Genomic DNA, 13,761 nt, shown 5'->3' with positions numbered 1-13,761 from the left:
GGCCTATACCACCCGCGTCGGCAGCGGTCCTTTCCCAACCGAGCTCGATGACGAGACTGGCCAGAAGCTGGGTGAGCGCGGGCATGAATTTGGTACCGTGACTGGCCGCAAGCGTCGTTGCGGCTGGTTCGACGCGGTGCTGGTACGCCAGAGCTGTGCAATCAGCGGCGTAACCGGCATCGCGCTCACCAAGCTCGACGTACTCGACGGCTTCGAGACGGTGAAGATCTGCACCGGCTATCGCCTGGGCGGCAAGATCCTCGACTATTTCCCCAGCCATGCGGCCGACCAGGCCAATGTCGAACCTATCTACGAAGAGATGGACGGCTGGCAAGAGACCACCGCCGGGGCGCGTTCGTGGGCCGACCTCCCGGCGCAGGCGATCAAGTATATCCAGCGCGTGCAGGAACTGATCGAAACCCCGGTGGCGCTGGTAAGCACCAGTCCCGAGCGCGAGGATACGATCCTGGTGCGCGATCCCTTCATGGATTGAGGCCGGATTCGCGCTAGGATGACGCGATGCGAGTCTTCGCGCCCTTGCTCATGTTCCTGCTGCTGGCATGCTCGCCCGTACCAAGTGCGCGAGCCCAGGAGGTGGACGTCGGTGAACAGGCGGATTTCCTGCTGGTCGACAAATCGGAACGCACGCTTTGGGTCTACCAGGGTGCCAACGTGATCCGCACCTATCGCGACCTGCAATTGGGCGATGCACCAATAGGTCACAAGCGCTTCGAGGGCGACGAGCGCACGCCCGAGGGGCGCTATACCATCGACTACGGCAATCCGAACTCGAGATACTACCTTTCGCTCCACATCGACTACCCGAATGCGGCGGATAGCGATTTTGCGCGAAGCCAGGGGCGCAGCCCGGGCGGCCTCATCTTCATCCACGGTCAACCCAATGGTGTGCCCGAAGGGATGCGCATTCCTGGCGATTGGACTGATGGCTGCATCGCGCTGAGCAATGCCGAGATCGCCGAATTGTGGAGCCTGGTGCCCGACGGTACGCCAATCGAGATACGGCCTTAGGCCCGCTCGTTCTCGAGAATTGCTACTTGTACCTGCAGGCGCTTCACTTCGCGCAGGATCGTGAACATGTTCATGCGGCTGAAGAGCCAGTCCTTGAGGAAGCCGGTGGACATCACCAGCACCACCGTGCCCGTGGCCCACAACACCGTTTCGCGAAGCTCGCTGGCGGTGAACATATGCCACACGCAATAGAACATCGCGCCGGCCATCACAAAGGTCAGGGCGAAGACCAGCTTGGCCCAGCCACCCAGTGGCCCGCCCAGGCTGTCGCCGAGCTGGGTGAACAGGCCGCGCGAGTCGTCGAGCGAAGCGAGGAAGGCGCGGTCGTCCTCGTCGAGGGCGCCGCGGATACGGTCATCAATGGTCATCATGGGACGTCTCCGGATAGGGCCGCCTTCAACTGGCGGCGGGCATGGAAGAGGCGCGACTTGGCGGTGCCCAGCGGCACCTGTTGCACCTCGGCAATCTCGGCGAGGGTCAGGCCCTCGATAAAGAACAGTTGGGCGGCGAGCTGTTGGTCGGGCGGCAAGCCTGCGATCGCCTGGCGCACTGCCAGGGCGTCATCCGCGTCGCCAATTGCCGCAGCGGGTTCGCTCTCAAGTTCGCCTGCTTGCCCGCGTTTCACCTGCATTCGACGAATGTGATCGACACAACGCCGGTGAAGGATTCCGAAGACCCACGGCGCAAAGCGGGCCGGATCGCGCAAGCTGCCGATCCCACGCAGGATCGCCACCCAACTATCCTGGACCGCACTCAGCGCCGCATCGCGACTTCCCAGCAATCGCATCGCGGTACGGGCAAGACGCGGTTGCCAGCGCGCGGCCAGTCGGTTCGCGGCAGCCCGATCGCCCGCCTGGACCAAGGTCACCAGCAGCTCGTCATAGAGCCGCTCAGCCTGGATTGCGGGGGCGTTCGAACCGCTCATGCAGGGATAGTCGCAGCAGTGGCGCGAAAGGTTCAATCCGGAGCCAAATCTTTGCACCACTTCTTGCCCTGATCTATTTATGTTCTTATCATGTTCCATCGAATCCGATGAGGAGGATGAGTCGATGCAGGCCAATTTCCAGTATGAGCCCGCGCAGGATGGTGCCGGTTGCCAATTGGGGGTTACGGTGCTTGCGGACCGCGCGCATGTTCGCGGGGAACTGCGCGACGATGCCGAAGCTGCGGGCTTCCGGATACTCCATTCCTGTTCACTGGCGGAATATGCCCAGGGTGAGCTCACGGCGCTGGGCGATCTCGTCCTGATCGATTGTGCGGAGGACAGTGCCGAGGCGCTGGCTTTGCTGTCGCGGTTAGACATGCGGGCAGGCAAAGCAGGATCGGCGCTTGTAGTGTCGACAACCATGGCCGCACTCGACGCGGTGTTCGGGTGCTTCTCCTTTTCTGCCCCGCAGATTCTCGTCGATCCGAGCCGGTCGGAACGGGTGATCGCAATCGGGCGGGTGCTTGCGCATGTGCCCAATCTGCGCCTGCGCGAACTGGGCGAAGAAGACCGGCTGATGCTGCTGCGCCTGACCGAACAGGTGGGCCGGATTGCCGAGCGGCTGGAGAAGCTGCCTTCCGGCCAGCGTGCCGGTGGCGGGGCCTTTCGCCTGGAATCGCCGGCGCCTGCCTGGCGCAGCGATGGGCCTGGCGAAGGCGGTTCCGAACGTCCACGCTTGCCGCATGCTTCGATCATTCGCCGGGCGATCAAGCACCGCCATGCACGTGCGCGCTTCTTCGATCCGGACCTGTTTGCAGATCCGGCTTGGGACATCTTGCTCGATCTTGCGGCGGCGCGGGCGGAAAGGCAGCGAGTGAGCGTGACCTCGCTGTGTATTGCCTCCGGCGTTCCTGCGACCACGGCGCTGCGCTGGATTGGCCAGATGGTCGAGGGAGGATTACTTGTCCGGGTCGCCGACCCGCATGATCGCCGCCGCGCTTATATCGCGCTGGCCGACACTACGGCTGATGCGATGGCGCTCTATTTCGCGGAAATTGGCGTGGAGCATGCTAGTCTCGAAATAGTTTAAGGCTGTCGGGGAATTCAGTGTGCGTGGCGTTGTTGCATTTGGGGCTTTTGCGCTGGGCTTGACGGCGGGTCCGCTTGCCGCGCTTGAACCGGGCGTGCCGCCGGTTCCCCATATGGTCACTGGGTTGGTTGGCTGCTGGCAAGGCGAAGGCGACGTCGGTGGCAAGCCAATCTGGATATCACTGCGGGTGTACCCCGTTGCCGATGGCGGCTTTGTGGCCATCGATTCGTTGAGCATCGCAAACTCGGATCCGAATGATCGCTACCAGACCCATCTGCTCTTTGGTGGCAGTGGCACCGACGATGGCAGGGGTATTACGGCATTCTGGTCCGACAGCTTCGGCGGTGCCTATTCGGCCACCGGGGCTGGCCTGGTCGTCGATGGCGGCTTCGTGGTCACCTATCGCTATTCCGAACGGACCTTTATGAACGAATGGCTGGTGGGAGACGACTCGTTGACCTGGACAGTGACTGCGCGCGGCCCCGACGGCCGCGAGACGTCTTTCGCGCGGAGCCAGCTTCGACCCGTTCCCTGCGACTGAGCCAGCGGCCTCGACTCAGCCAGACATTAAGGTAGCGATGACAAGGTCGGCTCTTTGCGCCACGCCGATCCGCGGTAGGACTTCGATCGAAAACCCCAGCCTCGAATAGGTATCAAGCAAGCGCTCGTATTCTGCGACCGCCTCGGTGAAGTCGCCGCTGCGGTCGGCAGATGAGTGCAGGTTCTCGCGCCACGGCGGCACAAGGAACGCTGTAGTGTGCAACGCCTCGCAACCATCATAGGCTTCGGGCAAGGCAGTACCGGTCGCATATTCCAGCGCGGCCGCAGCGTCGATCAAACCGCGATCGAAGAACACCGGGCCGTCAATGCTACGGGCGATCACCAGATCGTAACGAGCCATCTCGACCGCGCGATGGGCAAAGGCCGCCGGGTTAATCCAGGGCAGGGCGTTACCACCGTTCGCCCGCTCCTCCTTCACGATCCGCAAGCCCGGCTCCGGCACGGTCGCGTATCCGCGCCGCGCAAGTTCTTCAATCAGGCTGGTCTTGCCTCCGCCTGAGCAGCCGGAGAGAATGACGCGCATGGCGGCTACCAATAGCCCTCCATCAACTCGTTTGCCCAGGCAGGCTGGCGCTGTTTGCCGCGTGGCTGGAATTCGCGCATCAGCGGCTTGATATCGAGCACTGGGGTGCCGTCGATCGCGTCGAGGCCCGCCACTTCAAGTCGCGTGCCGTCGATGCTGACGATGCCACAGGTAGTCAGGCCGATCCGGTTCGGCCGGTTCTTGCCGCGCTGGGCAAAGATGCCGACCAGCGGCCAGTCCTTGCGATTGCGCGGATGCCGCGCACCGGTTTCGATCTTCTCAGGCGCCACCCTGTCGAACAGGAAGATCACCTCGGCATGGCTGAAATCGGCCAGCCCGGCGAGCGCTTCCGGACCGAAGCGGCTCGTGTCGAGCTCAATCACGGCGCGCTCCTCGCCCCAATCATCATCCACTGCTTCCGTCCGACCTCCACGCACATATCCAATGGGGGTGACGGTGTAGTCCATGGTGGCAGGCTCCCTTGGTTGCAGGCTGATATTCAAATGCGGAGGATGACGGTCAGCCCCTCCTCAGGCGGATCGCAGGGTAGGGCATGGCGCGAGGCGTCGGCCCGGGCACGCACCAGGATCGCTTCGGGTACGTGCGGATCGTGAAGCACGGTGTCGGCCATGCCCAGCAATCGCGCCTGTCGCAACGTCAGGTCTTCGGGATCGCTTCCTGTCAGCGTGAATTCCGCCACGCCGCCGGTCGATGCAACGGCGTCACCAGCCAGCCAGCCATCAACCCGCGCCGGGCTGTTCGCATCGAACGGGTCGAGCAGGCCGCCTTCGCCCAAGGCTTCGTCGAGCGCGCGGCGGCGCTCGTCGGCTTTGGGATAGCGTGCCCGAATTACATCTCGCGCATGATCGAGTGCACGGGCCAGCGCGCCTAGCCCTTCGGGCAGCAGTCGTTCGAGCCGCAACCGCAGGTGCTTGGCAAGGCCCGCCGAAGCTCCGCCAGTGCTCACCGCCACTAGCACCGGGTCGCGGTCGAGGATCGAGGGCAGGGTGAAATCGCACAGTTCGAGCCGATCGGCGACATTGACCAACAGACCCGCCCGTTTGAGCCGCAATGCGACCACTTCCGCGGCGCGCGAATCCTCCAGCGCGACGAACGCCAGCTTTGCGTGATGCGCCTCGGTCTCCGCGCAGGGGATGCCACCCGCGCGTGCGACCAATCGCGCCTTAGCCTCGGCCATTTCTCCCTTTCCAACCACCACCACGCGCTGTCCCGCGATCCGGTGGAAGAGAGGGAGCGAATGCATCAGACCAGCCAATCCGGCACGCGCTCGGCATCCATGATCGCAGCGGGCGCCAGGCGATCCGCCACCACGGCGTAGCGGTCTCTATCGACGAGCACCTCGGCCACGAAGCCGCGCGAGTTGTACGACGACGCCATGGTAGCGCCATAGGCACCGGCGGTACGGAACACGGCAAGGTCGCCTGCCCCGATCGCATCGCATTCGCGGTCCATCGCAAAGGTATCGCCGGTTTCGCAGATCGGGCCAACGATATGCGCGGTCATGCGTTCGCCGGTCGGCTCGACCGCATCGAAATCGTGCCAGGCGCCGTACATCGCCGGGCGGGCAAGGTCGTTCATCGCAGCGTCGACCACCACGAAGGGCGGTCCATTGCCGCTGCGCTTTGATCGGATCACTCGGGTCAGCAATACGCCGGCATTGCCAGCGATCACGCGCCCTGGTTCGAACATCAGCCGTACGTCCCATCCGGCGGTGACGCGAGCGACCATTGCACCGTATTCGGCTGGTGAAGGAAGGACTTCCCCGGCCTTGTAGGGTACGCCGAGCCCGCCACCGAGATCGGCATGGGTCACAGTACAGCCAGCGGCGCGAAGCTCGGTGATCAGGGCGCCGACCTTGTCAAACGCGGTTTCAAGTGGCTCGAGATCGGCCAGCTGGCTGCCGATGTGGACCGCGATGCCGCGCATCTCCAATCCGTCCTCATCGGCAAGGCGGGAATAGATTTCCGCCGCGCGATCGAGCGGAACGCCGAACTTGTTTTCACGCTTGCCGGTCGAGATCTTCTCGTGCGTGCGGGCATCGACATCGGGATTGACCCGCAGCGCGCATGCGGCCTGCATCCCCATGCGCCCGGCGATGGCCGCGAGTTCGTAGCCTTCTTCCTCGCTCTCGATATTGAACTGGCCGATCCCCGCCTCGAGTCCCTGGACCAGTTCGGCAGGGGTCTTGCCCACGCCGGAAAAGACCACGTCCTCAGCCTTCATTCCCGCCGCCAGCGCGCGGGTCAGCTCGCCGCCGGAAACGACATCGGCGCCGTAGCCTTCGTTGGCCAGCACCTTGAGTACCGCAAGGTTCGGGTTGGCTTTTACCGCAAAGGCAATGTGTGGATTGTCGAGGCCAGCCAGCGCTTCGCGAAAAACGCGAGCGTGGCGTTCAAGTGTGGCGCGCGAATAGACATAGACCGGCGTGCCCACCTCATCCGCGATACGCGGCAGAGGCACGTCTTCGGCATGCATTACGCCGTTGCGAAGCTGGAAATGGTCCATGCGCGCCGCTTAGCCCCTCGTGTCGCGCGAAGTCGAGACAGGTTAGATTGCTTCGAACGTATCTCGCCTACGCCCTGAGTAGCGCTCGCATCATTCGGGAGGAAGGTCGAAAGGGTCGTCCTCGCGTTCTTCCGAACGGCGCCGCAGCTCGACCGTCCGGTCGGGTGCGGCCTGTGGTTGCTGTGCCAGCAGCTCTTCCGCGCTGGGTTGCGCTTCCGCGCCGAAGGGTGCCGGGGGAAGGGCCGCATCGGGAGCAGGTTCGAGACTCGATTTCTGCCCGCAGGCAGCCAGCGCGATCAGGGCGCCAAGTACCAGCAATCGCTTCATCTACTCGTCCATTCCCAATGCTTTTCGCGCTTCCATAACGCGCGCCTCTACCTGCTTCGGCGCCGTCCCGCCATAGGAAGCGCGCGAGGCGACCGAGGCATCCACTGACAATGCGCCATAAACTCGCTCATCGATCCGCGGATCGATCCCCTGCAGCACCGCCAGCGGCAACTGGTCGAGCGCTACACCGTCGGCCTCGGCCCGCTTCACCGCGGCACCGGTAATATGGTGCGCCTCGCGGAATGGGATATCGGCTTCGCGCACCAGCCAATCCGCCAGGTCGGTGGCGGTGGCATAGCCCAGCTCCGCCGCCTGCCGCATGCGCGCGGTGACAAACGTCGTATCGGCCACCATTCCGGTCATCGCCGCAATGCTCAGCGCCAGCAGGCTTGCCGCTTCAAAGACCGGCGGCTTGTCGTCCTGCATGTCCTTCGAATAGGCGAGCGGCAGGCCCTTCATGGTGATCATCAGCGCGGTTGCGCAGCCGATCACCCGGCCCGCGTGACCGCGCACCAGCTCGGCGGCATCGGGGTTCTTCTTTTGCGGCATGATCGAACTGCCGGTCGATAGGCTATCGGGCAATTTGACGAAGCCGAAGGGCTGGCTGGCCCATATGATGAACTCTTCCGCTAGTCGGCTGAGGTGGAGCGCACACTGGCTCGCCGCCATCAGGTAATCGAGCGCGAAATCGCGATCGGACACCGCATCGAGGCTGTTGCGCGTTGGGTGATCGAAGCCGAGCGCAGCGGCGGTCGCTTCCCGATCGATCGGGAAGCCGGTGCCGGCCAATGCGGCGCTGCCCAGCGGACTTTCGTTCATCCGCGCACGCGCATCGGCAAAGCGACTACGATCCCTCCGGATCATCTCGTAATAGGCCATCAGATGGTGGCCAAGCGTGACCGGCTGCGCGGTCTGCAAATGGGTGAAGCCGGGCATGATGCTGGCCGCGTGTTCGCCGGCGCGGGTGATCAGCGCGCGCTGCAGCGCGTCGAGCCCCGCATCGGCTTGGTCCATCGCATCGCGCACCCACAGGCGGAAATCAGTCGCCACCTGGTCGTTGCGGCTGCGCGCAGTGTGCAGCCGCCCGGCTGCAGTTCCGATTAGTTCGGCGAGGCGGCTCTCGGTGGTCATGTGAATGTCTTCGAGATCCCAGTCCTCGGGCACCCCGTCGCGCTCATATTCGGCACCGACCCGATCGAGGCCTTCGGCAATGCTACGGGCATCCTCGGCGCTGACGATGCCCTGCGCGCCCAGCATCGCGACATGCGCCTTGGACGCGGCAATGTCCTGCCGCCACAGCGCCTTGTCGAAGGGGATCGAGGCGTTGATTTCGCGCATGATCGCGCTAGGGCCCTCGGCAAACCTGCCGCCCCACATGCTATTGGAACCGCTATTGTCCCGCTTTTCGCTCACGCTCGTTGTCTTCCTCGGCCTGTCGGTCGCCGCATGCGATAGGGGCGCACCGGACGCGGCGCAAGAAAGCAGCACTAAGGCCGCCGCAACCGGAGAGATCGATCGCAGCCAGGCCGGCACCCTGATGCCGGCTGCCAGCCTGACTGACCCAGATGGGCGACAGCTCAATCTCGGTGCCCTGCAGGGCCACCCAGTGCTGCTCAACCTGTGGGCGACCTGGTGTGCTCCCTGCGTCAAGGAGATGCCGCAACTCGATGCGCTCGCGGCGGAATATGGCTATCGGTTGCGCGTGGTGACTGTAAGCCAGGACATGCAGGGCGCGCAAAAGGTCGTGACCTTTTTCGCCAGCGGCGGCTTCCAGCAGCTTGAGCCCTGGCTCGATCCCGAGGCGGAACTCGGCTTCGCGCTGGGCGGCGCAGTATTGCCGACGACCGTGCTCTACGATGCGACGGGTCAGGAAGTCTGGCGGGTTTCTGGCGAGTTCGACTGGTCGGGCGAGGAAGTCCGTGCGGCCATTGACGAGGCGATCGGCGGCCCAAGCGTCGAAGAATAACGCTTCAGTTTGCGACAGCTGCTCAGCGGTACTTGTCCTTGAGGGGTAAATCGCCGACCACTGAGGCATGGGGGAACGTCGGGCGATCTTGTGGGGCTATGGCTCCTTATTGGGCGTGACAGCGATTGCGGTGGTAACAGCGATAGCTGCCGGTGGACGCCTGATCCTATCAGTTCCGCCCTTTGCGGTTTTCGCGATCACGATTGCCCTCTTCGGCCTTTTGTTCCGCCCACTGCAGCTTGTGGCAATTCGGCATCCTGCCCCGTTGCGCCAGCTGCGCGACGATCTGACGAAGAACCGCGAGTGGTTCATCGGTGCTGCCGTCATGCTTGTGGCGCTGCCCTTGTTGTTTGATGCCACTACGCGGATCAAGCAGATGATCCCGCAGTTGCAACCATTTTATGCCGATTCATTTCTAATCGATCTCGATAATTTCCTGTTCGCAGGGCACGATCCCTGGCAGCTGACTCACGCCGTGCTCGGAGAATGGTCGACCTATCTGATCGACTATGTCTATGCCGGATGGCTGTTCGTCCAGGTCGCGATGACCGTGTTTCTCGTGCTGGTTCCCCGTCGAGACATCAAGGTCCGTGTGGGGCTCAGCCTCCAGCTAGCCTGGCTGCTGATGGGTGCAGGGCTTGCCGTGGCATTTGCGTCGGTTGGCCCATGCTTTGTCGACGATTTCTATGGCTCGCAACGTTTCGCCCCACTGATGCTGAGACTCGAGGAGTACGACGGGCTTCTCGCAACCAATGCGATGAACTACCTTCTAAGCGTGCAGGGACAGGCCGCTGTCGGTGGAGGCATTTCGGCGATGCCATCTCTCCATGTCGGGATCGCTGTCCTTATCCTGCTGAGCATCCGCACCTATTGGCCGCGATGGCAGGCTCTCGGCTGGGTCTATGTTGCGTCGATCTATGTCGGATCGGTCCACCTGGGGTGGCACTATGCAACCGACGGCATGGTCTCCAGTCTCGGCATGGTGCTGATCTGGAAGGCCGTAAATCGCTACTGCGACTGGATTGAGCGCAGGTGCAATGTGCTAGAGTCCCAACCTATTGCCGCAGCACAATGACCCGGTTGGGCCAATTGCGAAACAGGATTGGTGACTTTGCGACCTGGGTTAACACTTCGACGGGGTCGACGAGGGAGCCCGCGGGGCCATTGCCGCAGCGAGCGCGGAGTAGTCTGGCAGGTCGAGCCCCAGTGTCTGCAGGGGCCAGCCGAACAATCCACTCATCAGTTGCGCCTGGATTCGCGCCACCGGGCCAAAGCGTGACAGCGGAGCCATCATTCGGTCACGCAGCAATGGCCAGAGGGCCAGATCGGACTGGAACATCGGCGTGAAAGCGGCGGTGACGAACTGGTAGAGCGCGACGTGTTCGCGCCGCCAACGGGTGGTGAGGCGAATGCCTTCTGCCACCGAGCGTCCTTCGCGCAGGCCGGCAGCCAGGGCCCATGCGTCAAGCAGCGCCATGTTCGCACCCTGGCCCAGCTGAGGACTCGCCGAATGCCACGCATCTCCGATACGGACGAGGCGATTGCCGTGCGCCTTTCGGGAGGTGCGGTGAGCGTAGCGGGCAAAGGTGAGATCGTCGTGCGAGGTCAATCGATCGAGCAGGAAATCGACCTGTGGCCACAGCTTGCGGACCTCGTCCTTCCAAACTCCAAGCGGCGTCTTGTGCCATTGCTCATGGTCGACCCGGCGCAGCGACCAGAAGAATGCCACCTCTTGCGGCGCCCCTTCGCTGCGCGATCCGATCGGCAGCACCCCGACCATCTGCGCTGCCCGCCTATAGCGTTGTTCGAGCAGGTTGCGCGCATGCGGATCATCCGGCGTGATGGGAATGCTGGCCCACAAGGCACCGAAGGGCAGGAGGCCGCGCTGTTCGCCTTCGTCGATCCGCGATGCCCAACCGCTGGCGTCGACGATCAGGTCATGCGTGTACGAGTGCGTGTGGTCGGAGAAGACGAGGTAGCGTCCACCGTCGCTGGTGCGACTCGTTGTGACTTCGTGGCCTGTCCTGACTTCGATGCCTTGGGACAGCACGGCCTCGTAGAGCACGCCGAACAGGCTTGCCCGGTGAATGCCGATCCCGAAGGCATCGGGGACGCCTAGCCGGGCGTAAGGCGCCTCGAGCGCGATTCGACCGTGTTCCTCGATCCCCAGCAATGCGTCGATCCGCGCACCGCGCCGGGCGACGGTTTCGGCGAGACCCATCCTGTCCAGCACCGCCATGCCCGATGGTTGCAGCATGAGCCCCGAACCGAGCGGCCTGGGTGTTTCGAATCGTTCATAGAGGGTGACCCGATGGCCATCGCGCCGGAGCAGCAGGGCAGCGGTCAGGCCGGCAGGGCCGCATCCCGCGATTCCGATGTCATTGGTGTTCCGGATAGAACCCTCCCGCTACGCCGGGCGGTTATGCTCACCCTTCGCAATCGCTTGTCAGAATCGCTGTTTTTTGTCCCCTGGAGGGATCCGTGCGACCATTAGTGGTGGGCGCTGACGGGCTCGAACCGCCGACCCTCTCGGTGTAAACGAGATGCTCTACCAACTGAGCTAAGCGCCCCCGGGAAACCCTTGGGTGGGGCGCCCTCTAGCAGCCTCGCCTTTAAAATCAATTGCCGCTAACGCGCGCGGCATGACGAAAGCGAAAATTAGGGTCCTCGCCACCGGTGGAACGATCGCAGGCAGTGCCGGATCGGCGCTGCAGCGCGGCTATGCGCCGGGTCAAATCGGGATCGATGCGATGATGGCATCGGTGGCCGAACTCGGGCTGGATGCCGAACTCGATGGCATCGATATTGCCGCGGTCGGTTCGCAGGATATCGGCTGGCGCGAATGGCAGGCGCTGCATCGCGAAATTTCTGCAGCCATGGCGGATGACAGCGTTTCCGGCATCATCGTCACCCACGGCACTGACACCGCCGAAGAAACCGCTCTACTGCTCGACCTTACGCACCCGGCCTCCAAGCCGGTGGTGCTGGTCGGCGCGATGCGCCCGGCCGATGCCGTGGGTAGTGACGGGATGCGCAACTTCGCCAACGCCGTGCGGGTTGCCGGCGATCCCATGGCCGCCGGCCGCGGGGTGCTGGTGGTGATGGGCGACACGATCTTCGCTGCAATCGACGTGCGCAAGGCGGCAACGAGCAGTATCGATGCCTTCCGCGGATTTCCGCGCGGGCCGCTGGGTATGGTGACGCCGTTGACGCTCGATTGGTTCGGGCCGCCCGATAGGCCGGGCGCAGCGGCGCGTTTCGCCTGGCCTGATGCATTGCCGCATGTCGAGGTGGTCTATGCCCATGCTGGGATGGATGCCGGGCAAGTCGAAGGGGCGCTGTCGCGCGGTGCGCGCGGGGTCGTGCTCGCGGGCATGGGGCAGGGCAACGCACCTACGACCGTACTCGATGCGCTCGAAGCGGCCGCGAAGGATGGGGTGTTGGTCGTCCGCGCAAGCCGGGTCGACGAAGGTTCGGTCGATCGCAACCTCGAGGTGGACGACGACGCGCGCGGCTTCGTCGCTTCGCGTTCGCACAACCCGCAGAAGGCGCGAATTCTCGCGCAATTGCTGGTCGCGAGCGGGGTTGCGGACCCGCTCGCGGCGCAGGCGTTTTTTGACCGGCGTTAGCCGTTTGGCAGGACGAGGTACTTTTCGCCGGTTTTCATCTGGCGATAGTCGAGGATTGCATCCTTGGTCAGCATGCCTTCGAGATCGACGCGGGTCTTGTAGCTGCTGGCGAAGGTGGTGGTGAGGTTGTCGAGCACGCGCTTGCGCATCCGCATCACCGTTTCCATGCCTGCCGTCGCGAGGAACGGTGTCAGCAGCCAACCCGACAGCGTCCAGCCAAAACCATAGGATGGGGTCAGCGTGGTCGGTCCGAAGTCGAGCCGGCCATAGATGAACATGCGCTTCGCTTGGTTCGAACCATAGCGCGAATATTCGGTCATCTTCGACACCGCGACCTGTTCCATCGCCTTGAAGCAGGTATCGACCATGGTGCCGCCACCGATGGGGTCGAAGCCGTAAAAGGCATCAGTCTCGTCAATCGCCGCCTTGAGCTGGGCCATGAAGTCGCCGTCCGACGAATTCACTACATGCGTTGCACCAAGGCCCTTGAGCAAGTCGGCCTGGTCCTGCTTGCGGACGATGTTGACGAGGCCAAGGCCGTCTTCCTGGCAGATCTTGACCAGCATCTGCCCCAGGTTCGAGGCGCCCACCGTGTGCAGGATCGCCTTCTGGCCATCCATCTTGGCATTTTCGGCAAAGCCCAGTGCGGTCATCGGGTTGACGAAGCTCGATGCGCCGTCCTCCGAACTGTGGTTGCCCAGCGGCAGGCACATGGCGGCATCGGCGATCGCATATTGGCTGTAGGCATTGCCCGGAACACAGGCGACGCGCTGGCCCATCAGTGCCTTGGCCATGTCGCTGTCACCCGTGGCAACGACAGTGCCAGCGCCTTCATTGCCTGCGGGCAGGCGCTGGCCGTGGCGCGACTTCTGGCCGCTGTTGAACGGCTCGGGCATCTTGGCGACGACCTTGCCGGGGGAATAGGTCGCGTTCTCGAAATCGGCCGCACCGGTCAGGATGGCGAGGTCGCTGGGGTTGATCGGCGCGGCTTCCATCTTGACCAACACCTGATTTCCGGTGGGATCGGGGAATTCGCGGTTCGCTATCTCGACCGTGAGCGTACCGTCGCTTTCAAGAGTAGTGAAAAGCTGCTTGCCGGTAGTGGGCATGTCCATTCTCCCAATTCGAATCTGGTTTGAGCGGCTTGGCTACGCCTCTGTCGGACGCTTGGCTAGGGTGACGTTA

At 63.5% G+C, this 13,761-nt stretch carries 17 protein-coding genes and 1 tRNA gene; 7 read left to right on the top strand and 11 right to left on the bottom strand.

What is annotated here, in order from left to right; all coding sequences use genetic code 11:
• Together AAFM29_RS02555 and AAFM29_RS02550 are read left to right on the top strand one after the other, a co-directional pair.
• A partial coding sequence (locus tag AAFM29_RS02555; protein WP_341711257.1) for an adenylosuccinate synthetase occupies positions 1-493 on the top strand: 493 nt, incomplete at its 5' end.
• A gap of 26 nt (positions 494-519) precedes the next feature.
• Positions 520-1,029, top strand: coding sequence for a L,D-transpeptidase family protein (locus AAFM29_RS02550; RefSeq protein WP_341711256.1), 510 nt, complete (start codon positions 520-522; stop codon positions 1,027-1,029).
• On the opposite strand, the gene AAFM29_RS02545 is transcribed toward AAFM29_RS02550, so the two are convergent.
• Positions 1,026-1,400 carry a DUF6768 family protein gene (locus tag AAFM29_RS02545; protein ID WP_341711255.1) on the bottom strand — a complete coding sequence of 125 codons (375 nt, stop codon included), beginning with the start codon at positions 1,398-1,400 and terminating at the stop codon, positions 1,026-1,028. The genes AAFM29_RS02550 and AAFM29_RS02545 overlap by 4 nt on opposite strands.
• Positions 1,397-1,954 carry a sigma-70 family RNA polymerase sigma factor gene (locus tag AAFM29_RS02540; protein ID WP_341711254.1) on the bottom strand — a complete coding sequence of 186 codons (558 nt, stop codon included), beginning with the start codon at positions 1,952-1,954 and terminating at the stop codon, positions 1,397-1,399. The genes AAFM29_RS02545 and AAFM29_RS02540 overlap by 4 nt, the downstream gene beginning before the upstream one ends.
• A 124-nt stretch (positions 1,955-2,078) precedes the next feature.
• Between AAFM29_RS02540 and AAFM29_RS02535 the strand changes: the two genes are divergently transcribed.
• Positions 2,079-3,044, top strand: coding sequence for a MarR family transcriptional regulator (locus AAFM29_RS02535; RefSeq protein ID WP_341711253.1), 966 nt, complete (start codon positions 2,079-2,081; stop codon positions 3,042-3,044).
• 58 nt (positions 3,045-3,102) lie between these two features.
• Positions 3,103-3,585 (top strand): hypothetical protein, encoded by a 483-nt coding sequence (locus AAFM29_RS02530; protein WP_341711252.1) that lies wholly within the window; start codon positions 3,103-3,105, stop codon positions 3,583-3,585.
• 15 nt (positions 3,586-3,600) lie between these two features.
• Here AAFM29_RS02530 and AAFM29_RS02525 read toward each other — a convergent pair whose 3' ends face one another.
• The 6 genes from AAFM29_RS02525 to argH all read right to left on the bottom strand — a co-directional run bounded on the left by AAFM29_RS02525 (position 3,601) and on the right by argH (position 8,358).
• Positions 3,601-4,128, bottom strand: coding sequence for an AAA family ATPase (locus tag AAFM29_RS02525; RefSeq protein WP_341711251.1), 528 nt, complete (start codon positions 4,126-4,128; stop codon positions 3,601-3,603).
• A gap of 5 nt (positions 4,129-4,133) precedes the next feature.
• A complete protein-coding gene (locus tag AAFM29_RS02520; protein WP_341711250.1) occupies positions 4,134-4,595 on the bottom strand; it encodes an SAM-dependent methyltransferase in 462 nt (153 codons plus the stop codon).
• A gap of 32 nt (positions 4,596-4,627) precedes the next feature.
• Complete coding sequence (locus AAFM29_RS02515; protein WP_341711249.1) at positions 4,628-5,392, bottom strand: NAD(P)-dependent oxidoreductase; 765 nt, start codon at positions 5,390-5,392, stop codon at positions 4,628-4,630.
• The gene (gene lysA / locus AAFM29_RS02510) at positions 5,392-6,654 is read right to left on the bottom strand and encodes a diaminopimelate decarboxylase (protein WP_341711248.1); all 1,263 of its coding nucleotides are present in this window, start codon (positions 6,652-6,654) and stop codon (positions 5,392-5,394) included. The genes AAFM29_RS02515 and lysA overlap by 1 nt, the downstream gene beginning before the upstream one ends.
• 90 nt (positions 6,655-6,744) lie before the next feature.
• The gene (locus AAFM29_RS02505; protein WP_341711247.1) at positions 6,745-6,981 is read right to left on the bottom strand and encodes a lipoprotein; all 237 of its coding nucleotides are present in this window, start codon (positions 6,979-6,981) and stop codon (positions 6,745-6,747) included.
• Positions 6,982-8,358 carry an argininosuccinate lyase gene (argH, locus tag AAFM29_RS02500; protein ID WP_341711263.1) on the bottom strand — a complete coding sequence of 459 codons (1,377 nt, stop codon included), beginning with the start codon at positions 8,356-8,358 and terminating at the stop codon, positions 6,982-6,984. It lies immediately after the preceding gene.
• Here argH and AAFM29_RS02495 point away from each other — a divergent pair.
• Positions 8,357-8,947, top strand: coding sequence for a TlpA disulfide reductase family protein (locus AAFM29_RS02495; RefSeq protein WP_341711246.1), 591 nt, complete (start codon positions 8,357-8,359; stop codon positions 8,945-8,947). The two genes, argH and AAFM29_RS02495, sit on opposite strands and share 2 nt — an antisense overlap.
• A gap of 67 nt (positions 8,948-9,014) precedes the next feature.
• Positions 9,015-10,022 carry a phosphatase PAP2 family protein gene (locus AAFM29_RS02490; protein ID WP_341711245.1) on the top strand — a complete coding sequence of 336 codons (1,008 nt, stop codon included), beginning with the start codon at positions 9,015-9,017 and terminating at the stop codon, positions 10,020-10,022.
• 48 nt (positions 10,023-10,070) lie between these two features.
• Here the strand turns inward: AAFM29_RS02490 and AAFM29_RS02485 are convergent, their stop codons facing one another.
• Together AAFM29_RS02485 and AAFM29_RS02480 are read right to left on the bottom strand one after the other, a co-directional pair.
• Positions 10,071-11,318, bottom strand: coding sequence for an NAD(P)/FAD-dependent oxidoreductase (locus AAFM29_RS02485; protein WP_341711262.1), 1,248 nt, complete (start codon positions 11,316-11,318; stop codon positions 10,071-10,073).
• 123 nt (positions 11,319-11,441) lie between these two features.
• A tRNA-Val gene (locus AAFM29_RS02480) sits at positions 11,442-11,517 on the bottom strand.
• Positions 11,518-11,589: 72 nt separating this feature from the next.
• On the opposite strand from AAFM29_RS02480, the gene AAFM29_RS02475 reads away from it, so the two are divergent.
• Positions 11,590-12,576: an asparaginase gene (locus tag AAFM29_RS02475; protein WP_341711244.1), complete on the top strand. Its 987-nt coding sequence runs from the start codon at positions 11,590-11,592 to the stop codon at positions 12,574-12,576.
• Here AAFM29_RS02475 and AAFM29_RS02470 read toward each other — a convergent pair.
• Positions 12,573-13,685, bottom strand: a complete 1,113-nt coding sequence (locus AAFM29_RS02470) for a zinc-binding dehydrogenase (protein WP_341711243.1) — start codon at positions 13,683-13,685, stop codon at positions 12,573-12,575. The genes AAFM29_RS02475 and AAFM29_RS02470 overlap by 4 nt on opposite strands.
• Between the last annotated feature and the right edge of the window lie 76 nt (positions 13,686-13,761).

The sequence above is a fragment of the Erythrobacter sp. genome (assembly GCF_038133525.1).
In the GTDB taxonomy this organism is placed as follows: Bacteria; Pseudomonadota; Alphaproteobacteria; order Sphingomonadales; family Sphingomonadaceae; genus Qipengyuania.
The sequence above is the reverse complement of the archived record's forward strand: the minus strand, read 5'-3'. Positions and strand labels throughout refer to the sequence as shown.